This is a genomic window from Thermococcus piezophilus, from assembly GCF_001647085.1.
GTDB lineage: Archaea > Methanobacteriota_B > Thermococci > Thermococcales > Thermococcaceae > Thermococcus > Thermococcus piezophilus.
This window is the reverse complement of the sequence record NZ_CP015520.1, coordinates 1,360,873-1,384,492: the sequence shown is the minus strand read 5'-3', so window position 1 is coordinate 1,384,492 and position 23,620 is coordinate 1,360,873. Positions and strand designations below refer to the sequence as shown.

Annotated in this window: 24 protein-coding genes, 3 tRNA genes, 1 pseudogene and 1 CRISPR repeat array (1 of these 29 cut by a window edge); of the genes and pseudogenes, 20 read left to right on the top strand and 8 right to left on the bottom strand. The window is 51.7% G+C overall.

Features of this window, described 5'->3' with window-relative positions; all coding sequences use genetic code 11:
• A CRISPR array of direct repeats spans nt 1–1,330; the repeat unit is 30 nt; unit sequence GTTGCAATAAGACTCTAGGAGAATTGAAAC (it extends 201 nt beyond the left edge of the window).
• A gap of 151 nt (nt 1,331–1,481) precedes the next feature.
• Nucleotides 1,482–2,162, bottom strand: a complete 681-nt coding sequence (pdo, locus tag A7C91_RS07570; protein ID WP_068666306.1) for a protein disulfide oxidoreductase — start codon at nt 2,160–2,162, stop codon at nt 1,482–1,484.
• Nucleotides 2,163–2,297: 135 nt separating this feature from the next.
• On the opposite strand from pdo, the gene surR reads away from it, so the two are divergent.
• From surR to A7C91_RS07555, 3 genes are read left to right on the top strand one after another with little or no spacing between them, the layout of a single operon-like run.
• Entirely contained in the window at nt 2,298–3,008 is a 711-nt protein-coding gene (gene surR, locus A7C91_RS07565) for a sulfur metabolism transcriptional regulator SurR (RefSeq protein WP_068666304.1), read from the top strand.
• On the top strand, nt 2,992–3,195 hold the full coding sequence (locus tag A7C91_RS07560) for a DUF362 domain-containing protein (protein WP_068666302.1): 204 nt from the start codon (nt 2,992–2,994) through the stop codon (nt 3,193–3,195). The genes surR and A7C91_RS07560 overlap by 17 nt, the downstream gene beginning before the upstream one ends.
• A 5-nt stretch (nt 3,196–3,200) precedes the next feature.
• A complete protein-coding gene (locus A7C91_RS07555) occupies nt 3,201–4,382 on the top strand; it encodes a geranylgeranyl reductase family protein (protein WP_394326666.1) in 1,182 nt (393 codons plus the stop codon).
• Here A7C91_RS07555 and topA read toward each other — a convergent pair whose 3' ends face one another.
• The 4 genes from topA to A7C91_RS07535 all read right to left on the bottom strand — a co-directional run bounded on the left by topA (nt 4,383) and on the right by A7C91_RS07535 (nt 7,678).
• Nucleotides 4,383–6,542, bottom strand: coding sequence for a DNA topoisomerase I (topA, locus tag A7C91_RS07550; protein ID WP_068666298.1), 2,160 nt, complete (start codon nt 6,540–6,542; stop codon nt 4,383–4,385).
• Between the two features lie 329 nt (nt 6,543–6,871).
• Nucleotides 6,872–6,949, bottom strand: a tRNA-Pro gene (locus A7C91_RS07545).
• Between the two features lie 26 nt (nt 6,950–6,975).
• A tRNA-Thr gene (locus A7C91_RS07540) sits at nt 6,976–7,052 on the bottom strand.
• Between the two features lie 26 nt (nt 7,053–7,078).
• Entirely contained in the window at nt 7,079–7,678 is a 600-nt protein-coding gene (locus A7C91_RS07535; protein ID WP_068666296.1) for an RNA ligase partner protein, read from the bottom strand.
• A gap of 53 nt (nt 7,679–7,731) precedes the next feature.
• On the opposite strand from A7C91_RS07535, the gene A7C91_RS07530 reads away from it, so the two are divergent.
• Together A7C91_RS07530 and A7C91_RS11235 are read left to right on the top strand one after the other, a co-directional pair.
• Entirely contained in the window at nt 7,732–8,940 is a 1,209-nt protein-coding gene (locus A7C91_RS07530) for a hypothetical protein (RefSeq protein WP_068666293.1), read from the top strand.
• 108 nt (nt 8,941–9,048) lie between these two features.
• Nucleotides 9,049–9,219 carry a hypothetical protein gene (locus A7C91_RS11235; RefSeq protein ID WP_199920006.1) on the top strand — a complete coding sequence of 57 codons (171 nt, stop codon included), beginning with the start codon at nt 9,049–9,051 and terminating at the stop codon, nt 9,217–9,219.
• Here the strand turns inward: A7C91_RS11235 and A7C91_RS07520 are convergent.
• Genes A7C91_RS07520 through A7C91_RS07510 form a run of 3 tightly spaced genes read right to left on the bottom strand, consistent with a single transcriptional unit; the run spans nt 9,216 to nt 13,010 of the window.
• Complete coding sequence (locus A7C91_RS07520) at nt 9,216–11,540, bottom strand: TRAP transporter permease (RefSeq protein WP_068666289.1); 2,325 nt, start codon at nt 11,538–11,540, stop codon at nt 9,216–9,218. The genes A7C91_RS11235 and A7C91_RS07520 overlap by 4 nt on opposite strands.
• A gap of 2 nt (nt 11,541–11,542) precedes the next feature.
• Nucleotides 11,543–11,992: a DUF1850 domain-containing protein gene (locus A7C91_RS07515; RefSeq protein WP_199920005.1), complete on the bottom strand. Its 450-nt coding sequence runs from the start codon at nt 11,990–11,992 to the stop codon at nt 11,543–11,545.
• A 10-nt stretch (nt 11,993–12,002) separates the two neighbouring features.
• Nucleotides 12,003–13,010 (bottom strand): TAXI family TRAP transporter solute-binding subunit, encoded by a 1,008-nt coding sequence (locus tag A7C91_RS07510; RefSeq protein WP_068666287.1) that lies wholly within the window; start codon nt 13,008–13,010, stop codon nt 12,003–12,005.
• 224 nt (nt 13,011–13,234) lie between these two features.
• Between A7C91_RS07510 and A7C91_RS07505 the strand changes: the two genes are divergently transcribed.
• The 15 genes and pseudogenes from A7C91_RS07505 to dnaG all read left to right on the top strand — a co-directional run bounded on the left by A7C91_RS07505 (nt 13,235) and on the right by dnaG (nt 23,524).
• The gene (locus A7C91_RS07505) at nt 13,235–14,053 is read left to right on the top strand and encodes a D-aminoacyl-tRNA deacylase (protein ID WP_068666285.1); all 819 of its coding nucleotides are present in this window, start codon (nt 13,235–13,237) and stop codon (nt 14,051–14,053) included.
• A 119-nt stretch (nt 14,054–14,172) separates the two neighbouring features.
• The gene (gene ftsZ / locus A7C91_RS07500) at nt 14,173–15,294 is read left to right on the top strand and encodes a cell division protein FtsZ (protein ID WP_068666284.1); all 1,122 of its coding nucleotides are present in this window, start codon (nt 14,173–14,175) and stop codon (nt 15,292–15,294) included.
• Between the two features lie 39 nt (nt 15,295–15,333).
• Entirely contained in the window at nt 15,334–15,519 is a 186-nt protein-coding gene (locus A7C91_RS07495) for a protein translocase SEC61 complex subunit gamma (protein WP_068666282.1), read from the top strand.
• A 20-nt stretch (nt 15,520–15,539) separates the two neighbouring features.
• Nucleotides 15,540–15,998 carry a transcription elongation factor Spt5 gene (locus tag A7C91_RS07490; RefSeq protein WP_068666280.1) on the top strand — a complete coding sequence of 153 codons (459 nt, stop codon included), beginning with the start codon at nt 15,540–15,542 and terminating at the stop codon, nt 15,996–15,998.
• A gap of 29 nt (nt 15,999–16,027) precedes the next feature.
• Nucleotides 16,028–16,519 (top strand): 50S ribosomal protein L11, encoded by a 492-nt coding sequence (locus tag A7C91_RS07485; protein WP_068666278.1) that lies wholly within the window; start codon nt 16,028–16,030, stop codon nt 16,517–16,519.
• A 79-nt stretch (nt 16,520–16,598) separates the two neighbouring features.
• A complete protein-coding gene (locus A7C91_RS07480) occupies nt 16,599–17,249 on the top strand; it encodes a 50S ribosomal protein L1 (protein WP_068666276.1) in 651 nt (216 codons plus the stop codon).
• Between the two features lie 5 nt (nt 17,250–17,254).
• The gene (locus tag A7C91_RS07475; protein ID WP_068667425.1) at nt 17,255–18,274 is read left to right on the top strand and encodes a 50S ribosomal protein L10; all 1,020 of its coding nucleotides are present in this window, start codon (nt 17,255–17,257) and stop codon (nt 18,272–18,274) included.
• 69 nt (nt 18,275–18,343) lie between these two features.
• Nucleotides 18,344–18,661, top strand: coding sequence for a 50S ribosomal protein P1 (gene rpl12p / locus A7C91_RS07470; protein ID WP_012571140.1), 318 nt, complete (start codon nt 18,344–18,346; stop codon nt 18,659–18,661).
• Between the two features lie 181 nt (nt 18,662–18,842).
• Nucleotides 18,843–18,918 (top strand) — tRNA-Arg (locus A7C91_RS07465).
• A gap of 21 nt (nt 18,919–18,939) precedes the next feature.
• A pseudogene (dcd, locus tag A7C91_RS07460) lies at nt 18,940–19,409 on the top strand (dCTP deaminase).
• A gap of 349 nt (nt 19,410–19,758) precedes the next feature.
• Complete coding sequence (hpkA, locus tag A7C91_RS07455; protein WP_068666274.1) at nt 19,759–19,962, top strand: archaeal histone HpkA; 204 nt, start codon at nt 19,759–19,761, stop codon at nt 19,960–19,962.
• Between the two features lie 77 nt (nt 19,963–20,039).
• Nucleotides 20,040–21,314, top strand: a complete 1,275-nt coding sequence (locus A7C91_RS07450; RefSeq protein WP_068666272.1) for a TIGR04013 family B12-binding domain/radical SAM domain-containing protein — start codon at nt 20,040–20,042, stop codon at nt 21,312–21,314.
• A gap of 36 nt (nt 21,315–21,350) precedes the next feature.
• A complete protein-coding gene (locus tag A7C91_RS11230; protein ID WP_199920004.1) occupies nt 21,351–21,488 on the top strand; it encodes a hypothetical protein in 138 nt (45 codons plus the stop codon).
• Nucleotides 21,489–21,758: 270 nt separating this feature from the next.
• A complete protein-coding gene (locus A7C91_RS07445; protein ID WP_068666270.1) occupies nt 21,759–22,157 on the top strand; it encodes a toprim domain-containing protein in 399 nt (132 codons plus the stop codon).
• Entirely contained in the window at nt 22,157–23,524 is a 1,368-nt protein-coding gene (gene dnaG / locus A7C91_RS07440) for a DNA primase DnaG (RefSeq protein WP_068666268.1), read from the top strand. Before A7C91_RS07445 ends, dnaG begins: the two co-directional genes overlap by 1 nt.
• Nucleotides 23,525–23,620: the final 96 nt, after the last annotated feature.

Sequence of the window (23,620 nt, the reverse complement as noted above, 5' to 3'; positions counted from 1 at the left end):
TTGCAATAAGACTCTAGGAGAATTGAAACTCAAAATCATCGAAAAAGTCAAAACCGCGTTGCCGTGTTGCAATAAGACTCTAGGAGAATTGAAACATGACAAAATCGCAAACCAGATAATCGACACATTAGGTTGCAATAAGACTCTAGGAGAATTGAAACATTGTTACGCTGTTTTCTGCTGCATAGTACAACAGCAGTTGCAATAAGACTCTAGGAGAATTGAAACATCGACATTAGTAACTATACAATAACAACGACGAATGGTTGCAATAAGACTCTAGGAGAATTGAAACAGTCTGCTTGTGAGATAGCTCGCGTCGAGACTGCCAGTGTTGCAATAAGACTCTAGGAGAATTGAAACCTATACTAATATAAGTCGCGCTCGGGTTTGTATCGTTGCAATAAGACTCTAGGAGAATTGAACATTCTTTTACAGCGCCTTATATTGCGTGGTCGACGTTGCAATAAGACTCTAGGAGAATTGAAACTCCGCCGTTCGAATGTCCCTAACAAAATACTGTAGGAGGTTGCAATAAGACTCTAGGAGAATTGAAACTAGACTTTGTACGTAAGGACGTCTGGACCTCCGGTGTGTTGCAATAAGACTCTAGGAGAATTGAAACTTAATCTTTCGGGCTCTTGGGAAGGTTCAACAATCTAAGGTTGCACATGAACGCTCTTATAGTTGCAATAAGACTCTAGGAGAATTGAAACTTAATCTTTCGGGTTCTTGGGAAGGTTCAACAATCTAAGGTTGCAATAAGACTCTAGGATAATTGAAACAAAGGTTCTGGACCTCATCAATGAAAAGGAAAACCGGTTGCAATAAGACTCTAGGAGAATTGAAACAGAGTGCAATACCCACTCCTGTTGCGAAACTTACAATGTTGCAATAAGACTCTAGGAGAATTGAAACATCGAAGTCGAAGTTATGAGCAAATATATAAAGCGTAGTTGCAATAAGACTCTAGGAGAATTGAAACTTGGTGATGGGAGCTCCCAATGAGCCCGCCAATACCAAGTTGCAATAAGAATCTAGGAGAATTGAAACCGTCCAATTCACAGCGGTCTCTACGTCATGAATAGTTACCCCTGGTTGCAATAAGACTCTAGGAGAATTGAAACAAAGACGAACCGCTTAACCGGAAAACCCTCTGGCTTAAGTTGCAATAAGACTCTAGGAGAATTGAAACATTAATGAATTTCGACTTATTAAGCGCAAACTCGTCCATTGCAATAAGACTCTAGGAGAATTGAAACTTGAGAGGCTTGAGAAGAAGATTCGGCGGTTGAGGAAGGTTGCAATAAGACTCTAGGAGAATTCTAGAAGTTCTTCTGGAAAGAAATTAATTACATAATTCTACAATAAACCAATAATCTAATTGTGCAAAGATAGGTCTGGAGGGAAATCGCAGCAAATTAGCGTTAAGTGGAAGGCACTATGAAACCCAAAGAAACAGAAAAGGAACAAAATCGCCCTCAATCGAGGGCAGCCAAAAGCTTCTCCATGAACATCTTCTCCGGGTAAGCTCCCTCGAACTGAACCTTGTCCTCGCCGTCCACCTGGATGACGATCTTCGGGACGGCCATGACGCTGTACTGGTCAGCCCACTCCGGATACTCGATGGCCTCAACCATGTCGCCCCTTATCTTGTCCTTGCCGGCGTTGGTGTTCTCGATGGCGAACTTGTGGGCCATCCTGACCGCGAGCGGGCAGTACGGGCAGGTTGGGGTGACGAAGACGAGTATCCTGACGTTCCTGTCGACCTTGGCAAGCTCCTCCTTCGTATCTGGCATGAGGTCGGTCTGGGCGTTGCTGACATCGACGATGTCCTCAAGGAAGGCACCGAACTCGTGGCCGGCTGGAAGGCCAAAGAACCTGACGCCCATGTCCTTGCCGTCCTGGGTTATGGTAATAGCCGGGGCGCGGTCGATGCTGTACTGCTCGGCGAGCTTCCTGCCCTCCTCGCTGTCGAAGTCGTAGAACTCGTAGCTGAGCTTGTCGCTGAGCTCCGAGAGTTCCTGGACGAGCTGCTTCAGCTGGTCACAGTACTGGCAGTGATCCTTGCCGATGAATCCGATAATCTTGACTGGGTTCGTCATCTTGGAGAAGAACTCCTCCCTGATGACCTTCTTATCTCCATCGCTAATCAATCCCATTCTCAACACCTCCATGGCTAAAGGTTTATAACGCTTTGAGCACAATACCTGATGGAGCTTAATCTCCAGGTTTGCAACCTAAGGTTGAATGTTCACTATATAAGCTTTGCGTCACAGATTTGGGTGGTGTGGGTCATGACTGAACCAGATATCTTTTACATATTGGGGAACAAGGTGAGGCGCGATCTGCTCAGTCACCTCACCTGTACCGAATGTTACTTTAGCTTTCTCAGCAGTAAAGTCAGCGTCTCTTCGACGGCTGTTGCCAAACACCTTAAAATAATGGAACGCGAAGGCATTCTCAAGTCTTATGAAAGGGAAGGGCCGTTCATTGGTCCCGCTAGAAAGTACTACGACATAGCCATCTCCAGAACTTACGTTACCACTGTAACCCCCAACCTATTCTGGTACAAAGGGCTCGATCTCGGAACACCTTCCATCGATAAGGTGGAGATAGACCTCACCTGTATACCCCCCGAGCACGAGAGTCTCCCAGGCATGGTTGATTCGTTCCTCGAGCTCAGGAAAGAGCTTGAAAAGGTTCTTAAAGCCCTCCAGGCGATTGAGAGCGGAAGGGACAAACTGATGAAGGGGATAAAGGAGCGCTATCTCAAAGAGATAGGCGACATGACCCAGCTCGCTATTCTGCACTACCTGCTCCTTAACGATGAAGCGACCATTGAGGAGCTGAGCGACAGGTTGAACCTCAAGGAGAGGGAAGTCCTCGTAAAGGCCCAAGAACTTGACAGATTCATACCATTAAGGATAAAAGACGGGGTCATCAAACTCGATGAAGAAAAGCTGAAACAAAAGCTCGGCGGTGGAGAAGATGCCGGAGAAGATTAAAATCGTTGTGAACGAAGACAGGTGCTACCTCTGTGGCGGATGTGCTGGCGTTTGTCCGGCACTGGCCATAAAGGTCAGTTCAACGAAGTGGGAGTTCTTCCAGGAGAAGTGCATATCCTGCCGCATATGCATCAACGCCTGTCCCGTTGGAGCCTTAACCGCTAAACCCTTGGGGGTGTCCGAATGACCGAGATGAAGTACGATGTAGTAGTTGTCGGCGCAGGAATCGCCGGCCCAATCGTCGCGAGAAACGTTGCTAAAGCCGGCTTTTCCGTTCTGCTCATCGATAAGAAGTCCGCGATAGGCACTCCAAAGCAGTGCGCCGAAGGAATAAGCAAGACGGTCTTTGAGAAATACGACATACCCTACGACAGACGCTTCATCAACCGCGAAATTTACGGTGCTAAACTCTACTCCCCAAGCGGCTATGAGCTCGAGCTCAGATACAAGGAAGTCAGTGGTGTAATCCTCGAGAGGAAGGTCTTTGACAAAATGCTTGCTTATTACGCCGCCAAAGCTGGGGCCGACGTTCTGGCCAGAACCGAGGCAATGGACGTCATAAGGAAGGACGGAAAGATAGAGGGAATAAAGGCCAAGCACGAGGACGAGCCCGTTGAGATTTACGCCGATATAATCGTTGCGGCCGACGGCGTTGAGAGCATGGTCGCCAGGTGGGCAGGCATAAACACCTACACCCCACCACACGAGTTCGACTCAAGCTATGAGTACGAGATGCTCATCGAAGGCTTTGACCCCGACATAATCCACCTCTGGTTCGGCAACGAGATAGCTCCCCGTGGTTACGTCTGGGTCTTCCCCAAGGATGAGGACAGGGCTAACGTCGGAATAGGTATAAACTCCGACAATCCCCAGACTGCCAAGTACTATCTCAACAAGTGGCTGAAGGAGAACAATATCCCCGCCAAAAAGCTCCTGGAGGTAAACGTCGGCGTCGTTCCGGTTGGCGGCTTCGTGAAGGAGCTGGCCAAGGACAACGTCGTCGTTGTGGGTGATGCCGCCAGGCAGGTCAACCCGATGCACGGTGGCGGAATGGCGGAGGCCATGGAAGCTGGCACGATAGCAGCAAAGTGGGTAGTGAAGGCACTCGAGGAAGAAAACCTGGAGCTGCTCAAGAACTACACAACTGAGTGGTGGGAGACCGACGGAAAGAGGCTTGAGAGGGTTCTGAAGGTCAGGCGCGTTACTGAGAAACTCACCGATGAGGATCTCGACCTCTTCATCCAGCTGCTCAGTGGCGCGGATGCCGAAAAGATAGCGGGCGGAGACTACGTCGAGATCATCAAGGCCCTCCTCAAGCACCCCAAGGTGCTTATGAGCAAGAGGAGGCTGAGCCTCCTGAAGGAGCTTCTCTGATCACTTCTTTTCCTTCTTATATCTCCAATCCTTGCAGTTCATGTCAAGGCAGATTTCGTATTCCCTTCCCTTCTCTCGGATTTTGACCACTGGAGCACCGTTGCAGCAGGTCTTGTTCGTGGGTATTATCTCGCCGCGCTGAAGGAGGGGGTAGGTAACGTTGCACTTCGGCCAGTTGGAGCAGCCAACGAAGCGCTTTCCAGTCTTTCTGTTGTACCTGACGACCAGATCGCCGCCGCACTTGGGGCACTTGCCGACTACAAGGGGCTTTTTCTCTTCTTTTTCCACTGCCTTCTTGGCTTCCCTCTCCTCGGCCTCACTAAGCTCCTTCACGGCCCCAGAGCGCTTGGTGCTTTCTTTGCCTGTGGTCACTCCCGTTCCAGTGGTCTCAAGCAGGGCCTTCCCTATGTCCATCTCCTTCTCCCTGAACTCCTGGAGGATTTTGACGAGCTGCTCCTTGCTCTCCTCAATGACCTCATCCTTTCTGGCCTTGCCGGCCATTATCTCCTCCATCTTCTCCTCAAAGGCCCTCGTCAGCTCGACGCTGACTATGTCAGGAACGTTCCGCTCCAAGGCCTCGACAACGCGCATGCCGAGAGGGGTGACCTTTATCTTCTTCTTACCCTCAATGTAGCCCCTCGCGTAGAGCGTTTCGAGTATCTGGGCGCGCGTGGCTTTCGTTCCTATGCCCAGGTCCTCCATCCTCTTGATCACGGCTGCGGGAGAATATCTCGCCGGAGGCTTCGTTTTCTTCTTCTCGCGCTTTATCTGGATGACTTTAACAGGCTCGCCCTCCTTAAAGGAGGGCAGGATAACTTCGTCGAACTTGACATACTTCCCGTAAACCTTGAGCCAGCCCTCCTTTACGGTCCTCGCACCGCCCAGGATGAAGCGGTGGTTGTTGGAGGTGATGATGACATTCATCGTCTCCCTTACGGCCGGTTCCATAAAGAGGGCCAGAAAACGCCTGACTACCAGGTCATAGATGTTCTGCTCGTCCTTCATCAGCTCGCCAGGCTTTGGAAGTTCGCCCGTCGGATAGATGGCTGGGTGAGCCGGGTCATCCTTTTTTCCTTCGACAGGCTTGAAGTTCTCCTTCCCGAGGAGCTCGTGGGCGAAGGGTTTGTACTCCGGGAGCTTGGCTATGTTCTGGATAATCGAGCGGAAGTTAAGGTTCTTGGGGAGCTTTTGTGAGGAGGTACGGGGATACGATTGTAAACCTTTCTCATAAAGCTTCTGCGCGATCTCTAAAGTTTTCTTGGGAGAGTAGCCGAAGACAGAATAGGCCTCCCTCTGGAGAGTTCCGAGGTCAAAGGGAACTGGCGGGTGTCTCCTCTGCTGTCTCACCGCTACCTTTTCCACGAAGGCAGGCCCCCTTTTGGCCTCCTCAACTATGCGCTTCGCCTCATCTTCGTCGAGGATGCGCTCCTTTTCGTATGTTGCAGTGTATTTCTCCCCGTTCTTCTCGAGGAGCATTTTTATGACCCAGTACGGAGTGGGCTTGAAGTTCTGGATTTCCTTCTCCCTATCGACGAGGAACTTGAGCGTAGGGCCCTGAACGCGGCCCGTCGAAAGAACCATCCACTTGCCGCTCGCGCGTTTTATGGCCGAAGTTAAGGCACGCGATAGGTTCACGCCCCAGTACCAATCTAAAACATGCCTCGCTATTCCAGCATCGGCCATGCCGAAGTTTATCGTCGGCTCGAGGTTGTACCAGGCCTTGAGGAGGTCTTTCTTCGTCAACGCCGAGAACTTCATGCGCTTGGCCTTTGAGGGATCAACACCGCAGGCGTACTTGAGGGCAGTATAGCCTATAACCTCTCCCTCGGTGTCGTAGTCGCAAGCTACAATAAACTCGTCCGCCTGCTTGGCGAGCTTCGCCAGGGCCTTTATGTAGTCTTTCGCGTAGCTCTTCCCCTTCTCGGCCACGTAAACAGGCACCCACTCTATGTCAAAGACCGGATAGCCGTAGGTCTTCTGCTTTGGGGCGAGGGAGAAGAGGTGGCCGACTGCCGGAGCGACGATTACTTTCTTCCCATCCCGGGTGAACTCGTAGTAGGCCACCTTCCCTATAATCTTCCGGATCGGTTTACCCTCTGCCAAAGCGTAGGCGATCTTCCTGGCGACGTTTGGCTTCTCGGCGATAATGAGCGTGACCATGGCGACACCTTAAAGGCCTAGGCAGGAGCAGTATAAAAACATTACATAGCAACCTTTGCTAGTGCAAAGCTTGACCAAAGTAAGATACCGTGAAAATGGCCAGTTTTGGAGTGCATTCCTCATGAAGGTGCTTTCTTAGTTAGGAATTCGCCCCGAACTTAGCACCACAATTTGAGTTCAATTTTTTTCCTTTTAACGCCCAAAGGGAGTCGTGTTGAAGTGAAACACTATAAAATAGTCTTTTACTCGTAGAAACCACTTAAAGAACTGGAAGTTCAAAAGGGCATACGAACTTTGATCAAACTTTTGCTTGACAAAAGTTTGTTTTCTGGTGGGGCCGCCGGGATTTGAACCCGGGTCACGGGCTCCCAAAGCCCGCAGGATAGACCAAGCTACCCCACGGCCCCCTGCCCAGAATAGGTTCCAAGAAGTTTGGAGCCCCGGGCGGGGTTTGAACCCGCGACCTGCCGCTTACCAAGCGGCCGCTCCACCAGGCTGAGCCACCGGGGCACCGATGATACGATGCAAGGGAGCCTTTATAAATTTTTCTCTTCACCCAGCTTCGCCACGAGGCCTTCCAGGACCTCCCTGAAGTTAGCAGCATCTATCCACTTTATGCCCATCTTCTGGGCCCACGTTAATATTCCAACGTCGGCTGATACTATCGTTGCATCGAGCTCTTTTGCAAGGAGAATCAGCTCAAAGTCCTCCTTACTGTCCACTATGCCCTCACGAAGAGCTTTGCGGTAGTTCCGCCTCAGCTTCTGGATTATTCTGTCCACGTTATCGGTCTCTATGACGCTCTCGCGGACGGCCTTCTCCGCAACGCGGAGGCCTTTGTCTATTCTTCTCCTTATATCATCAATCAGCTCGTAAACGACGAAGGCGGGGATTTTGATGTCGTGCACGTTGGGCGGCTTCTTTATGATGTAAAGCTCAATTTCAGGCAAAAGCTCTTCCTCATCAACAAAGTGCATAACCTCGCGGTAGATTCCAGGGGGCATGTAGAACTCCACCCTGCCGAAGAGCCTCTCGGCATAGTCAAGGAAAGTCCTCATAGCCTCGGTTGGGTTGTCCCCGAACTTGCGCCTTATCTCAGGATTGACGAAGATGCTCGTATCGAGCACGAATCTCATCGCGACCACAAGCTTATTTAATCACCGAGGTTTAAAACACCTTAGGTGAAAGCATGAAGGTCGGGGTTGTTTTTGGGATCAGCGAGCTGGCCAATCCAAGGAATTTTGAGAAAAAGGCATCGAAGTTCATAACCAAGCTAGCAAAGGAGTTCGACGTCGTTGGGGGTTTCTTCGTTTCGAGCAGGAGGGAGTTCAGGGAAGCCAAGGGGGAAGTAGACTTCAACGAGGTTGATGCCATCGTCCTCTACCCGCTCACCGGTGGAACAGAAAACGCCCTGAAGGAGTTCGAGGTATATAGAAGGCCGACAATCATCTACGGCGATACTTTTAACAACTCAATAGCGGCAGGAATAGAGCTAAGAGAGTACTTCAGGAACAGGCTCGTTCCCTCGACCCTGGTTAAAGACTTCAACGAACTCAAAGCGACCCTCCTCGGCTACGAGGACATGGGCGAGACCCTGGACAAGTTCCTCAAGATGCGTCTCGGCATCATTGGTAGGATCTCACCGTGGCTCATAAACGAGAAGTTCGAGCTTCCCTACATGAGCATAAGCCTCAAGAAGTTCTACGAATACTACGAAGCAACAACCGACGCCGAGGGCTGGAAGGCCGTCGAGGAAATAGTCGCTAAGGCGAGGGAAATAAAAGAGCCCCAGAGAGAGGACCTCGTCAAGGCTGGAAGGATTTACATCGCCATCAAGCGCATCCTCGAGGACTATCACTTGGACGGTTTCACAATAGGCTGCTTCGACATCATAATGAAGATAAAGGCCACACCCTGCCTTGCCCTTGCGATGTTCAATGCCGAGGGAATCCCTGCTGCATGCGAGGGAGAGCTGAACGCGCTCCTCGGAATGGCAATAGTGAGGCGCTTCTTCAACAAGCCAGCCTTCATGGGCAACATAGCAGATTACGGCGACGATTACATCATCCTTGCCCACTGTACCGCCCCGCTCATAGGAGGATACATCATAAGGTCGCACTTCGAGAGTGGACTGGGAGTTGGCGTTGAGGTCGAACTCCCCAAGGGGAAGGCTTCACTCATCAAGATAAGGGGCAGAAAAGCGGTAGTGGCCAGTGTCGAAGTCATTGGTAGGGAGCGCAGCGAGCATCGCTGCCGGACCCAGATGAAGCTCCGCATCGAAGAGGCAAGGGACTTCATAGACGGCACACTCGGAAACCACCATCTCCTCGTTTACGTGGACAGTGAGGAGCTGGCAGATCTGCTCAGCGAACTTGGCTTCGAGGTCATGCTGTATTAACGTCCACACATTTGTCTTTAACTTCTCTATCATCTAAATGATCTTGGTCAAAAATTTATTAACCTTAAGTTACTTAATATGTATTGGAAGTGGCAGGAGGTAAGTCGTATGAGGCGAGCCCAGGCCGCAATAGAATACCTAATGATGATGGCAATGGCCTTGGCTGTAGTCTTATTTACCATCAGAACGCTCCAGAGAACTGCCAGTAACGCCAGCAACCAAGTTACAAGAACTTCGGAAGAAATAATAAAAACTATGAGCGAAAGGATAGACAACTAAAGGGGCTCAGGCCCCGGACAGTGCTTTTTTCCATAAAGCTTCAGGCCGAGCCAAGCCACCACACCGGCCCCGATGACTATGGGGTTTAGCGTTACTCCCGCCAGCCCAATGACCCCAAAGACAGCCCTGATCCACTTCTTCAGGTTGGTGCTGTAGAACCCCGTTAAGGCTATCGCCAGCAGGTACATCACGAACAGGGTCGCCGCCAGATAATATGCTACTCTGAGCACCATCATGAGATTCCACTCGGCCACGGTTATGAGAAACATCTCTGGGTGAGTGAAGTATATGTACGGCCCTATGTAACCCGCCAAAGCGTACTTCACCGCGTTCATCGCCGTCTTCCAAAAGTCCCCGCCAGCTATTGCAGAACCAGCGTAGCTCGCAAGCGCCACTGGTGGGGTAACGTCCGCCAAGATTCCGAAATAGAACACGAAGAAGTGGGCCGAGAGCATTGCTATGAGCACTGTGTAGCCTGGAACCGGCTGGTTGTAGGGCTCTATGCTCCTGACGAGCATGTATATTGCAGGTGCAGCAACGAGAGAGGTTATGATATAGTTTGCCGTCGTCGGGACGCCCATACCGAGGATGAGGCTGAACACCATGGTCAACATGAGGAGCAGCCAGAGGTGTCCTCCCGTGAGGGATATGAGGCGGTAGCCTATGTTGGTGAGCTCGCCGGTCATGGTAAGAACGCCCTGGATGAGGCCAGCGCTGGCGGCGGCTAGCATAACGCTGACGCTAGTTTTTCCTGCGTCTATCATGGCCTCGTAAGTGGCGCGGTACATCATCCTGCCACTGTCGTGGGATGAGCGGTAGCCGACAAGGATTGAGAAGACTATTCCGAAGACGCCCGTCATGAGGACTATCTGCTCTTTGGTCATGCCAAGGTACTTGGCGAGGGCTATGAAAAGCAGGAACATCGCGGTTATGTAAAACTTCTCGTTGAAGGCAACGCCCTTCTTCATCACGCCGAGAACCACGAGAACAATGAACATCGCCAATAGCATCATCGCGGTCTGTGTACCGATGTCTTTGCCGAGGAACATTAGCAGGGTGGCAATGATGGCTACGGCAACGTAGAGCTTCTCGTTTCCGTAAATCTCATCCCTCGAAATCCACGCGACCCATATAGCTACGCCGAGGGATGATATAGCTGCTATTTGAGGCGCTATTCCCCAGACAAGTGCCACCGTGATGACGATTATTGGCAGAAGAATGTAGAGCTTCCTGAGGAAGTAAGTCATCGTCTTGAAGTGGTTAGTCGCCATGCCCTTAAGGCCAAGCCTCTTGGTCTCAAGGTCAATGAAGAGGTAGACACCGCCGTAGTAAACGAGGGCAGGCAAAACGGCAGCTATGATGATCTTGTTATACGGTAGGTTGAGGAACTCCGCCATGATGAAGGCCGCCGCTCCCATGATTGGAGGCATGAGCTGACCGCCCGTTGATGCCACTGGCTCCACGGCACCAGCTATCTCAGGTGGATAGCCCGCCTTCTTCATCAGCGGAATGGTGAACGTTCCTGTCGTCAGGACGTTTGCGACGCTAGAACCGCTGACAGTTCCCATGAGGGCGCTTGAGATGACTGCGGATTTGGCTGGACCACCTGGCCTCTTTCCGAAGAGGCTTATCATGAACTCGGTTATGTAGTCGCTGACGCCTATCCTCAGCAGGAACGCACCAAAGAATATGAAGGCAAAGACGTAGATGGTCATAACGAAGAACGGAATTCCGAAGATTCCCTCGTCGAAGTAAAGCTGCTGGACAAAGCGCACCCAGTCGAAGTTTATTGCGTAGATCCCGTAGACGAGGAAAAGAGTTACTATCAGGGGCAGAACCCAGCCGAGAACGCGTCTCGTTGCCTCAATAACCATTATTATGGCCAGGAGTCCAAAGATGACATCAGTGTCGTTAAGGGTCGACATCAGTATGTAACGCTGGTAGACCGCGAACAGGTATATCATCGAGATTACTCCAACGGTACCCATGACATAGTCGTAGGCAAAAACCTTCTTGAAATACTTCTCCTTCTTCCGAATCGGGTAGAGCAAGAAGGTTATAGCCATGAGCATGGCCAGAACAAATGCTTCCCCTTGCTTCGGCTGGAAGGTAATCCTGAGGAATTCTAACTTAAGGCCCAGTCTGGAGAAGAGATCGTAGAGTGTGTAGTTGAAGTTGAATATGAACAGGATTTCGTAAAGGCCTATAAGTATCGCAGCAATCTTAACGACCAGCTCCAGCCTGGGCGGAAGGGTTCTCGTCCGTTCTATAACTACCTCCTCATACTCCATCCTGTCCATTCCTTGAAGACCTTCTCCCATCTTCACCACCTCCCTATTAGAGTCAGAATCAGGGGAACTCGCTTAATCCTAAAATTAACCAACAGTGCCTTTTCAGGGCTGTTGAGAACGGGGGACCCGTTTACGGTTATGTTCACATGGTTCAGCGGGATGAACCAGTAGCTGAAGTCCTCTCCTAGGTAATCGCTGACGTGCTTAACGTAATAGTCCCCCACAGTTCCTTGAATGTCCTCGGGGAGACCTGCTCCGAAGTCTTTCCACTTCATTTCGACGGCGTAAAACCCGCTCGTGTTTGCCACGAGCACCTCCACAACAGTGCTACGTTCAACGCTGTGAATGTAGGTTATCTCAATCGTTGAACCGGGGGGATAAAAGTGGACACCACCATCAAAACTTATCTCAACGGCCTTTACCGGAAGGAACAGAATGATGAACATAGCGATAACAAAAAAGGAAAGGGTTCTGCGGCTCAAAGATACCCCCTCATGGTTTCAGGTTGTCGGGGATGGTCTTGCCCTGCTCCTCGTAGTACTTGATGGCCCCTGGGTGGAGCGGGATGCTCATACCGTCGAGGGCGGTGTCAAGGCTTATGTAATGGGCCTTGGCGTGAACCTGCCTGAGCTCGTCAACGTGCAGGAAGAGGAGCTTGGTCATGGCGTAGACGACTTCGTCAGGAACGTCGGCGCTGACGACTAGGATGGCCTTAACGGCAAGGGTCGGGGTGTCTTGGGTCATTCCGTTGTATGTGTCCTTCGGGAGGGTCTGGCTGACGTAGAATATGTAGCCCTTGTCATGGAGCTTCTGGAGGATGTCCTCTCCAATCGGGAGAATCCTTACTGGAGTCTGGACGGCTATCTGGTCAACGGCAGGAGTCGGAGCACCTGAAACTATGACTGCAGCATCTATCTGGCCGAGCTTGAGCTGCTGGGTTGCTTCGGTGAAAGAGAGGTAGACCTTATCCACCTGGTCCCAAACTCCAGCAGCTTCGAGTATCTGCTGGGCGGCAACGGCCGTTCCGCTTCCGGCGGCACCGACCGCGACCTTCTTACCGGTGAGATCCTGGAGGGTCTTTATGTCACTGTCGGCTTTAACGACGAACTGGATGGTTTCGGGATAGAGGGCGGCTATTCCACGAAGATTCTTAACGGCGTTGTCCTTGAACGCGTCGAGTATAACTCCATTGTAGGCATAGTAAGCGACATCGTTCTGCATGATGGCAGCCTGAGCCCTTCCGTCACCGATGGCCTGGGCGTTGGAGACACTCGCACCGCTGGTAACGGCCTTCGCGTCAATTTTGATTCCAGTTTCATCCTTGCCATACTTCTGGAGGATATTGGCGTAGGTTGAGCCGAGCGGATAGTAAACACCGGAGGTTGAACCAGTGTATATAGTTATGGAGTATGTTCCGGTTTCAGTGCTGCTGATACAGCCCGCCATAACCACTGCAAAAAGCAAAACGACCACAAGGCCAATCGATATAAACCTTTTCATGCCTTTCACGCCTCCAAACCTAATTGTGAGTATATGGTCTGAACGACCATATTAGGATATTGAAGTACATTTGCGGTTATATAGTTTGTGTTACTTTTTCGTAAATCTTTATGTGAGATTGGAGAATAGAACACAGCACCATCGAAATCTAGTGGACAAAAGTAGAAGTTCAAACCTGGACAAAACCTTTTAATTCCAAAGCCAAGCATCAAGGGGGTTGAAAAATGAAGGTCATAATGACGACGAAGATAGACCTAGCTTCCATGAATATAATGGAAAAACTGGTGGAGAACTTCGGCTTCAAAGAAACGGAGAAAAGCTTCGACGGAAATCCAGTCTACTCAAAGGGCGATATACTAATCCTGACGACCAACAACGAGATGATCTACTACGACAACCTTGATGGAACAATAGAGGAGCAACTAGGCTCCACGCCCGAGATAATCGTCTTTGCCTCGAGACACGCCAGCAAGCAGAAGCTACCTGCACTCACCACTCACGTGACCGGTAACTGGGGCAACGCAATGTACGGCGGAAAGGACGAGAGCCTAGCTATAGCACAGCCGAACGCAATGAAGCTTGCACTCCTCACGATGAACGAACTCAACGATTTAGACTGGACCGTCTGCTACGAGGCGACCCACCACGGCCCGAGCGAGCTGAACGTCCCGAGTCTGTTCATCGAAATAGGCTCGAGCGAGGAGGAGTGGGTGAACGACAGGGCGGGGGAGATATCGGCGGAGACAATAATATCCGTGCTGGAGAACTACGAGAACTCAAAATTCCCAGTTGCCATTGGAATCGGAGGAGGCCACTACGCGCCGAAGCAGACGAAGAGAGCACTCGAAACGGACCTGGCTTTCGGTCACATAGCCCCGAAGTACACCCACCCTCTCAAGAAGGAACTCCTCCTCAAGGCCATTGAGAGAACGGACTGTGGGGTGGACGCCATATACGTCGATTGGAAGGGCAGTAAGGGTGAGACAAGACAGACGGCGAAAACTCTAGCTGAGGAGCTCGGCTTGGAGTTCATACGGGACTGATAATCGAAATCTTTAAAGATGTTAAGCGGGATTTTAAAATCAGCACCGGCCTTAGCTAAATTTATATACTACCTGCCTACAAAGTGAAACAGATGTTAAATTGCCCGGAGGGTAAAAAGATGCTGAAGCTGATTGAAGACGCTATCGAAAGAACCTCCTCCGACCTTAACAAGGTTCCGGAGGCCCAGGCTCCGCAGACTGACATAGATGAGGAACTTAGGAGGATTCTAGAGCAGATACAGGCCAAGATTTATGTCGTTGGTGTCGGTGGTGCCGGCTGCAACACTATAAACAGGATGATGCAGGTCGGTATCCAGGGTGCGAAGGTTATTGCCATCAACACTGATGCTCAGGATCTCCTCAAGGTTAGAGCTCACAAAAAGATACTCATCGGTAAGGAACTTACCCGTGGTCTCGGCGCAGGAAACAACCCCAAGATGGGAGAGGAGGCTGCTAAGGAGAGCGAGAGGGAAATCCGCGATGCTCTCGAAGGTGCTGACATGGTCTTTATAACATGCGGTCTCGGTGGTGGAACCGGCACCGGTGCCGCCCCCGTCGTTGCCGAGATAGCAAAGAAGATGGGTGCCCTCACCGTTTCCGTCGTCACCCTCCCGTTCACCGTTGAGGGCATCAGGAGGATAAAGAACGCTGAATATGGTCTCGAGAGGCTCAGGAAGAACAGCGACACGGTTATCGTTATACCGAACGACAAGCTCATGGAGGTCGCTCCCAACCTGCCCATACACATGGCCTTCAAGGTCGCTGACGAGATACTCGTCCAGGCCGTCAAGGGCATCACTGAGCTCATCACCAAGCCGGGACTCGTTAACCTCGACTTCAACGACGTAAGGGCAGTCATGAAGGATGGCGGCGTTGCGATGATAGGTATCGGCGAGAGCGACAGCGAGAAGAGGGCCCTCGAAGCTGCCCAGCAGGCTTTGAACAGCCCGCTCCTCGACGTTGACATAAGCGGTGCCAAGGGAGCGCTCATAAGCATAAGCGGAAGCGACGTCAAGCTCGAGGAGGCTCAGCAAATAATAGAGCTCGTCACGAGCAAGCTCGACCCTGAGGCACAGGTCATCTGGGGAATACAGCTTGACGAAGAGCTCGGAAAGATGATAAGGATCCTCATCGTGGTTACTGGAGTCAGCTCCCCATACGCTGTCGCCGAGGAAGAGCCCACTTACTACGGTGAAGAACCCGAGAGAAAAGTTATTAAACTCGACCTTGAGGAGCTTTGATAACCCGTTCATTTTCCAAAATTTAGAGGGGTGACGAGGGTGGCAACAACCACGGAAAAGCTTAAAAACTTCTTTGCGGAGTCGCGGAGGGTTTTGCTAGTAACAAAAAAGCCGGGCTGGAAAGAGTTTAAGATGGCTGCTAAGATTACCGGCATTGGAATGACTTTAATTGGCCTTATAGGCCTCATAATCCGCATGATTGGATACATAATCACTGGCGCTTGAGTTAGTAGCGGGTGATAAGCATGAGCAATGGCAGGATATTCACAGTGCGCGTCACCGTTGGTCAGGAAGAGACCACGGCAAAGCTGATATACAGCAAAATTAAGACTTACAAACTCCCAGTCTACGCCATACTGACACCATCGAAAGTCAAGGGCTACATATTCGTCGAGGCCCCAAGCAAGAGCGCCGTGGATGAAGCAATTAAGGGCATAAGACACGCCAAGGGAACTCTTCCCGGTGAGATTAGGTTTGAAGAGATTGAACACTTCCTCGAGGAAAAACCAGCCGTGAGCGGCTTCGAGCCTGGTGACATAGTTGAGCTCATCGCCGGCCCGTTCAAGGGCGAGAAAGCAAAGGTCGTTAGGGTTGACGAAGCCAAGGATGAAATAGTTGTCGAGCTCATCGGTTCAATCGTCCCGATTCCGGTTACGGTGAGGGGCGAATACGTTAGACTTATAAGCAAACGCCAGAAGGAGTGAACGGACTCAGAAAACTAGAGGTGAGAAAGATGCCGCAGGTTGTTGAGGTGCTCGTTGAGGGAGGAAAGGCTTCACCAGGTCCACCACTCGGTCCCGCTATCGGTCCGCTCGGACTTAACGTTAAGCAGGTCGTTGACGAGATAAACAAGGCTACCAAGGACTTCGAGGGAATGCAAGTTCCAGTCAAGATCATCGTGGAGGACCCCAAGAAGAAGACCTTCCGCATTGAGGTTGGTGTTCCTCCGGTCAGCCAGCTCATAAAGAAGGAGCTTGGTATACCAAAGGGCTCCAGCGAGGCTGGCCACAGCCCGGTCGGAAACCTAACCATGGAGCAGGTCATCAGGGTAGCCAAGGCCAAGGTGGACCAGATGCTTGCCGCTGACCTCAAGGCTGCAGCCAAGGAGGTCATCGGTACAGCGCTCAGCATGGGCGTTACCGTCGAGGGCAAGGACCCGAGGGAAGTCCAGAAGGAGATTGACGAAGGCATTTACGACGAGATTTTTGCAAACGCCGAGGAGTGAGGGAAAAGTTTAAAAATCCCTCTTTTTACGCATTTTTGACTTTTCGGTGCTTAAATCAAAAATGAAGGGAGGGCTGTAGATGGCCTTTGACAGGCAGAAAATCGTGGAAGCGGTGAAGGAGGCGAAGGCCCGGGCTAAGCCGCGCAACTTCACACAGACCGTCGAAGTGGCAGTCAACCTCAAGGATATAGACCTCCGCAAGCCGGAGAACAGGTTTAAGCTTGAGGTTGTGCTGCCCCACGGTCGTGGGAAGGAGCCAAAGATCGCGGTCATCGCTGATGGTGCCGTTGCCGAGGCGGCTAAAAAGCTCGGGCTGGATGTGATTAGTGGAGAGCAGCTTGAGGAACTCGCCAAGAGCCCAAGGCAGGCAAGGAAGCTGGCGAAGAGCTACGACTTCTTCATTGCGGCGGCTCCGCTGATGCCGAAGATCGGTAGGTACCTCGGTAGGTACCTTGGTCCAAGGAACAAGATGCCGCAGGTCGTTCCACCGACCATGACCAACCTAGAGCCAATAATTGCAAGGCTCAAGAAGACAGTCAGGATACAGCTTAAGAACAACCCGGTTGTGCATGCCCCCATTGGAACCGAGGACATGGACGACGAGAAGCTCGCCGAGAACGCTGAAGCAGTGCTCAACGCCATCATCAACAAGCTTGAGAGGGGCGAGAACCAAGTGAAGTCAGTGTACGTCAAGACCACCATGGGACCGGCCGTTAAGGTGGAGAGGTGAGGGAGATGGCCCACGTTGCTGAGTGGAAGAAGAAGGAAGTTGAAGAGCTCACCAACATCATCAAGAGCTACCCAGTGATAGCACTCGTTGACGTTGCCAATGTCCCGGCTTACCCGCTCTCAAAGATGCGTGAGAAGCTCAGGGGCAAGGCACTCCTCAGGGTCTCGAGGAACACCCTCATTGAGCTCGCCATAAAGAGGGCCGCTCAGGAGCTTGGAAAGCCAGAGCTCGAGAAGCTCATCGACCACATACAGGGTGGAGCCGGAATCCTCGCTACCGAGATGAACCCATTCAAGCTCTACAAGCTCCTTGAGGAGAGCAAGACTCCTGCTCCGGCCAAGCCAGGCGTGCCGGTTCCCAAGGACGTCGTCATACCAGCCGGTCCGACTTCAATCTCACCGGGTCCGCTCGTCGGTGAGATGCAGGCTCTTGGCATACCTGCGAGAATCGAGAAGGGTAAGGTCAGCATCCAGAAGGACTATACCGTGCTCAAGGCCGGTGAGGTCATAACCGAGCAGTTCGCTAGGATCCTCAATGCCCTCGGTATCGAGCCGCTTGAGGTAGGTCTCAACCTCCTCGCGGCCTACGAGGACGGAATCGTCTACACCCCAGAGGTTCTCGCCATCGACGAGGAGGAGTACATCAACCTGCTCCAGCAGGCCTACATGCACGCGTTCAACCTGTCCGTCAACACTGCCTATCCAACCAGCCAGACCATCGAGGCCATCATCCAGAAGGCCTACCTTGGAGCCAAGAATGTTGCGGTCGAGGCTGGCTACATCACCAAGGATACCGTCGAGGACATCTTTGGCAGGGCTCTGCGTGCCGTCCTGCTCATAGCCCAGAACCTGCCTGAGGAACTGCTCGACGAGAAGACCAAAGAGCTTTTAAACCAACAGGCACAAATAGCCGTTGCCGCTCAGCCTCAGCAGGAGGAGAAGGTCGAGGAGGCTGAGGAAGAGGAGGAAGAAGAGGAAGCCTCCGAGGAGGACGCGCTCGCTGGACTGGGCGCGCTCTTCGGCTGAACTTTCCATTTCCCTCGTATCCCTGAATAAAACCGTGTGAAAAAATGAAGATGATTGGAGGTGTAAAGAATGGAGTACGTGTATGCCGCTCTGCTGCTCCACGCCGCTGGTAAGGAGATAACCGAGGAGAACCTCAAGGCCGTCCTTGAGGCTGCCGGAGTTAGCCCGGACGAGGCCAGGATAAAGGCTCTCGTTGCCGCCCTTGAGGGCGTCAACATCGACGAGGTCATCGAGAAGGCCGCCATGCCGGTTGCTGCCCCGGTCGCCGTTGCCGCCGCTCCGGCCGCTGGCGCCGAGGCCGCTCCGGCTGAGGAGGAAGAGGAGGAGGAAGAGGAGGAGGCCAGCGAGGAGGAGGCCCTCGCTGGACTCGGTGCCCTCTTCGGCTGAACTCCTCTCCCTTCAAACTTTTCTTTCCAAGTTGATCAAAAGTCCTGCTGTCAGTTTTTGGATTCCATCTCCACAACACGTACTTTTGGGAAAACAAATCCACCCAACGATGAGATTTTTTCATCCCCAAACTGCACCTGCCACCGCAAGCTTTATTTTTGCTCCCCATGACTTATCCTGAGGGCCCGTGGCCTAGGGGATATGGCACCGGCCTTCGGAGCCGGTAGTCGCGGGTTCGAATCCCGCCGGGCCCGCCAGCCAAAACTGTGGTGGCCAACATGATGCTCCCAGACTGGAAAATCCGGAAGGAAATTCTAATCGAGCCCTTCAACGAGAAATCCCTTCAGCGGCCGGCTACGACTTGAAGGTTGGAAAGGAGGCAATGGTTAACGGAGAGTTCATAGACGTTGGGAAGGAATGGAAGGTTGTAATCCCCGCAAAGGGTTACGCCCTGATTCTCACCCTCGAACGCATTAAACTACCTGACGACGTTATGGGGGATATGAAGCTGAGGAGCAGCCTAGCAAGAGAGGGACTGATGGGTTCCTTCGCCTGGGTCGACCCGGGATGGGACGGCAACCTCACCCTTGGAATATTCAACGCCTCAGATGAACCTATCGAGCTTGCCTACGGAGAGAGGTTCGTTCAGATAGCATTCATCAGGCTTGAAGGCCCGGCAAAGAATCCCTACCGGGGCAGTTATCAGGGGAGCCAGCACCTTACGCTATCAAAGAGGAGAAAGAAATAAGACTACGAAATTTGCCTCGATACCCAACTCCATTCTATTTCTTAGGCCATCCAAGTACGAGTAGTGAACAAATGAATTCTTCCCGAGAACATAAGACTTAATTAAAAGGTGTACTGGTAAACTATCGCTCCCCAAAGGCACCATCTGGGTAATGCCTTCTATTGGGCACTGTGCTCTCGACCGGTTATCTATTTCCCTCAAGGTTCACGAGAAAATCCGTCTCGCTAAGTTGGTTGTATCCAAGGGCGTAGTGGCCATCTAATCGACGTAGCTGGCTCCGTTTACCGAAAGGTTTATATATCTCCAATCGCCTAAAAACTAGTGAAAAATCCTTCTGGAGGTGTTGTGAATGGCTGAGTTGCCAATTGCCCCAATTGACAGGTTGATTAGGAAGGCCGGTGCCGAGAGGGTTAGCGAAGAGGCCGCTAAGGTTCTCGCTGAGTACCTCGAGGAGTACGCCATCGAGCTTGCCAAGAAGGCCGTCGAGTACGCCAGGCACGCTGGCAGAAAGACCGTCAAGGCCGAGGACATCAAGCTCGCTATCAAGGCCTGAAGGCCTTTCTTTCTCTTCCTTGCTTTTGTCACCCCCTGAAAGTCAACTTTTTAAACCGCTCTTTTGGAGGTTTCCCCATGCCAGAGATAGCGGTCAGAATGACAAAACGCAACCATAATGCCTTTGTTCATCTTCTCGGCGCCCTGGAGAGTCAGGGATTTGATCTCGGAGAGCTGTTGGTAACCAAAGACTTCAATGAGATTCTAAAAGCTCGGCCGAAGGTCGTTCTCTACTCCTTCTTCACGGAGGAGATATGGGGAGACCTTCCCCACGAGGTCAAGCGCCTCAAGGAGAGGGGAGCTTTGCTGATAGCCGGCGGCTATCACGCGATAGCCATGCCCAAACACACCCTAAACCAGCTCGGTTTTGACATAGCTGTCATAGGCGAGGGAGAGGAGGTTCTCTATCAGCTTTTAACGACCCTCAAAAAGACGGGCTATAAAATCACAAAGGAGCTTCTCAACATCATGGGGCTCTCCTTTTACCTGGACGGCGAGTTAACCTTCACGGGCTTCGCTAAAGTGGAGAACTTCTGGCGTTTTCCGCCCTATCCCGAGTCGCTAAGACTAATCTCTCCCATCGAGATAAGCAGAGGCTGCCCCTTCAGCTGCTACTATTGCCAAACACCCTACATCAAGGGGCTCCGCATGAGGCATAGGCCCATAGATCAGATAGTGAGATATTCAAGAAGAATGAAGGACATACGCTACATAACTCCCAACGCTTTTGCCTACGGCTCGCCTGGGGCGATACTTAAGTTGAACAAGCTTGAGGCTTTACTGAAGGCCCTTCAACCTCTCAGAAAAGAGGGACGGCGGCTCTTCTACGGAACGTTTCCGAGCGAAGTTAGGCCAGAGTTCGTCCTGCCGGAGACCCTTGAGCTCCTCACAGACTACGCCGACAACAGGCGCTTGGCCATAGGCGCCCAGAGCGGCGATGATGCGATGCTCAAAGCGATGCACAGGATTCATAAGGTCGAACATGTCAAGCGAGCGGTGGAGTATATGCTCGAGTACGGCTTTGAGCCGGTGGTAGATTTCATAGTTGGTCTTCCGAACGAGAGCGAAGAGAGCCAGAGGAAGAGCATCGAGCTGATGGAGTGGGTTATGAAAAAGGGAGGAAAGGTTCGCGCCCATTATTTCATGCCTTTACCGGGGACGCCCTATGCAAGGTGTAAGCCTTCACCTCTGGACGATGAGATGAAGAAGTTTCTGGGTAGGATGGCATCAAAGGGCAAGATAGAGGGTTCCTGGGGCAAGCAGGTTGAGCTTTCAAGAAAGCTCCAGAGGCTTATAGAGGAGTTTTACGAGGAACCCATGAGCCACACGGTGCCGGTTAGAAACGTGTGTTAGCAATGCTTTTATGGACTCTCTTGAAAAGTTATGCCGGTGGATAGCATGAAGCGCATAGACCTGCTGAGCTTCATACTCGGCTTTTTTGGTGGTGTTTTATCTGCTCAGAGGGGACGTAGAATGGACGCTCTCGTAGGCCTTTGTCCTCAGGATAGTTTACCTTACCGCGGTTAAACCAAGGGTTGGTGGGGCTATCCTCTATGCTCTCTTGGGGTTTCTCGGGGGATTCGCACTCACCCTAATCCTTGGGATGACCTTCCCCTTCCAGAAATGGTCAGGGACATCATGATGCGGCTTTGCCGCTCACTGGATTGATCCTGGCGCTTTACTACGGCAAGAAAAGCGACTATACCTGGTGGCCCCTTTTTCGGCTTCAGGTACCGGCTCTAAACCTGCGCCAATAAGCTTATAACCCCATTCTTTCGTTACCAGTACGACGGCAATATGTACGCCGAAAACTATAAAAGATTCGAGGAGCTTATAAACAAACTGCGAGAGTTTGAGGGGGCCATCATAGTTGAGGGCCCGCGAGACGAGGTGGCTTTGAGAAATTTGGGGGTCAGGGCGGAGATAATAAGACTCTCCCGCCTTCCACTGTCAGAAATTGCGTTCATCGCATCATCGTATGATGAGGTCATGATACTTACGGACTTTGACAGAAAGGGCGAAGAACTCGCAAGGAAGCTCCTCCAGTATTTGGAGGGGTATTCCTGCAGGGTGGACTCAGAGACGAGAAAAGAGCTCAAGAGGATAGCAAAGAAGGACATAAAGGGTATCGAGGACCTTTACGGCCTTTACCTTAAAGTCGTCTCCGTTTCTGACCCCCGAATGGAGGGGATTTAATGAAAAGGAAAAAGACAGTGCTTCACCACATTTTAGCTGAAAAACAGAAGTTTGAAAAAAGAAAAGAGGGTGATGGTATGTCAGCCAAAGATGAATTCGGAACGACTAAATACGTAATCTACGCTGAGTTCGAAGCAAACGGAATCGTCGAAAGGCCTGACGTTGTTGGTGCTATTTTTGGTCAAACTGAGGGCCTTCTCGGTGATGACTTGGACTTAAGGGAACTCCAGAAGACCGGCAGGATTGGAAGGATAAGGGTTGAAGTTCACACGAAGGCAGGAAAGACCTACGGAACGATAACCGTCCCATCGAGCCTCGACAGGGTTGAGACAGCCATTCTGGCAGCTGCCCTTGAGACCATCGACAGGGTTGGCCCGGCCGAGGCCAAAATAAAGGTTCTCCGCATAGAGGACGTTCGCGCCACCAAGAGGAAGTACATTATCGAGAGGGCCAAGGAGATCCTCGGGACCATGATGGAGCAGGAGATCCCGGAGACCCAGGAGCTCACCGAGGAGGTCAAGAAAGCCGTCCGTGCCAAGGAGCTCATAGAGTACGGCCCGGAGAAGCTTCCTGCCGGACCGCATGTGCCGTTCTCTGACTCAATCATTGTTGTTGAAGGAAGGGCAGATGTGCTCAACTTGCTCAAGCACGGCATAAAGAACGCCATAGCCGTCGAGGGAACCTCCGTCCCAGAGACCATCATAAAGCTCAGCAAGGAGCGCATCGTTACCGCCTTTACCGACGGCGACCGCGGTGGAGAGCTCATCCTCAAGGAGCTCCTTCAGGTTGCAGATATTGACTACGTCGCCAGGGCACCCGAGGGCAAAGAAGTTGAAGAGCTCACAAAGAAAGAGATAGTCAAAGCCCTGAGGAGCAAGGTCCCAGCGGAGCAGGTCATAACCGAGATATTCTATAAGGGCAGGAACTTCTACGATGTTATAAAAGAGAAAGAAAAGGCCAAAGCCAAGGAGGAAAAGCACAGGGAAGTCAAACCCCCAGTACCAAAGCCCCCAGAAAGGCCCGAACCCAAGGAGAGGGGGGAGAAGATAGTCAAGCCAATCCAGCAACCCAGACCGAGTGAGCTCGACGAGTTCGGTGAGTTCATCGAGAAGGTCAGGAGCTCCAAGGACTCGGTGGCGCTCCTCCTAGATAAGGACAAAAACGTCATCGCTGAGATACCCGTCAGAGAGCTCACCAACCAGCTTAAGGAGCGTAAGGACGTTTACGCGGTCGTCTTCAACGGCGTCATAACTCAGAGGCTCATCGACACCGTCAGTGAAAGCGGGGTAAAGTACCTCGTCGGAGCGAGGAAGTACAACGTCGTCAGAAGGCCGGTCAATCTCAAGATAGTGACCTTTGCGGAGTGAGCTCCGCACCTTCTTATTTTCTGCCACAAAACTTCCAACTTCTTTGAGTAGAATATTCTGATGGTTCCATGGATGAGGGTCTTGAGCTGATGCTCT

What these genes read in the sequence shown, in the direction of transcription:
- hpkA (WP_068666274.1), top strand. Translation starts at nt 19,759, where the DNA reads ATGGCTGAGTTGCCAATTGCCCCAATTGACAGGTTGATTAGGAAGGCC.
- A7C91_RS07505 (WP_068666285.1), top strand. Translation starts at nt 13,235, where the DNA reads ATGAAGGTCATAATGACGACGAAGATAGACCTAGCTTCCATGAATATA.
- A7C91_RS07450 (WP_068666272.1), top strand. Translation starts at nt 20,040, where the DNA reads ATGCCAGAGATAGCGGTCAGAATGACAAAACGCAACCATAATGCCTTT.
- pdo (WP_068666306.1), bottom strand. Translation starts at nt 2,162, where the DNA reads ATGGGATTGATTAGCGATGGAGATAAGAAGGTCATCAGGGAGGAGTTC.
- A7C91_RS07485 (WP_068666278.1), top strand. Translation starts at nt 16,028, where the DNA reads ATGCCGCAGGTTGTTGAGGTGCTCGTTGAGGGAGGAAAGGCTTCACCA.
- A7C91_RS07475 (WP_068667425.1), top strand. Translation starts at nt 17,255, where the DNA reads ATGGCCCACGTTGCTGAGTGGAAGAAGAAGGAAGTTGAAGAGCTCACC.
- A7C91_RS07490 (WP_068666280.1), top strand. Translation starts at nt 15,540, where the DNA reads ATGAGCAATGGCAGGATATTCACAGTGCGCGTCACCGTTGGTCAGGAA.
- rpl12p (WP_012571140.1), top strand. Translation starts at nt 18,344, where the DNA reads ATGGAGTACGTGTATGCCGCTCTGCTGCTCCACGCCGCTGGTAAGGAG.
- A7C91_RS11235 (WP_199920006.1), top strand. Translation starts at nt 9,049, where the DNA reads ATGAGGCGAGCCCAGGCCGCAATAGAATACCTAATGATGATGGCAATG.
- A7C91_RS07480 (WP_068666276.1), top strand. Translation starts at nt 16,599, where the DNA reads ATGGCCTTTGACAGGCAGAAAATCGTGGAAGCGGTGAAGGAGGCGAAG.
- A7C91_RS07510 (WP_068666287.1), bottom strand. Translation starts at nt 13,010, where the DNA reads ATGAAAAGGTTTATATCGATTGGCCTTGTGGTCGTTTTGCTTTTTGCA.
- A7C91_RS07535 (WP_068666296.1), bottom strand. Translation starts at nt 7,678, where the DNA reads ATGAGATTCGTGCTCGATACGAGCATCTTCGTCAATCCTGAGATAAGG.
- ftsZ (WP_068666284.1), top strand. Translation starts at nt 14,173, where the DNA reads ATGCTGAAGCTGATTGAAGACGCTATCGAAAGAACCTCCTCCGACCTT.
- A7C91_RS07530 (WP_068666293.1), top strand. Translation starts at nt 7,732, where the DNA reads ATGAAGGTCGGGGTTGTTTTTGGGATCAGCGAGCTGGCCAATCCAAGG.
- topA (WP_068666298.1), bottom strand. Translation starts at nt 6,542, where the DNA reads ATGGTCACGCTCATTATCGCCGAGAAGCCAAACGTCGCCAGGAAGATC.
- A7C91_RS07560 (WP_068666302.1), top strand. Translation starts at nt 2,992, where the DNA reads ATGCCGGAGAAGATTAAAATCGTTGTGAACGAAGACAGGTGCTACCTC.
- A7C91_RS07445 (WP_068666270.1), top strand. Translation starts at nt 21,759, where the DNA reads ATGTACGCCGAAAACTATAAAAGATTCGAGGAGCTTATAAACAAACTG.
- surR (WP_068666304.1), top strand. Translation starts at nt 2,298, where the DNA reads ATGACTGAACCAGATATCTTTTACATATTGGGGAACAAGGTGAGGCGC.
- A7C91_RS07520 (WP_068666289.1), bottom strand. Translation starts at nt 11,540, where the DNA reads ATGGGAGAAGGTCTTCAAGGAATGGACAGGATGGAGTATGAGGAGGTA.
- dnaG (WP_068666268.1), top strand. Translation starts at nt 22,157, where the DNA reads ATGAAAAGGAAAAAGACAGTGCTTCACCACATTTTAGCTGAAAAACAG.
- A7C91_RS07555 (WP_394326666.1), top strand. Translation starts at nt 3,201, where the DNA reads ATGAAGTACGATGTAGTAGTTGTCGGCGCAGGAATCGCCGGCCCAATC.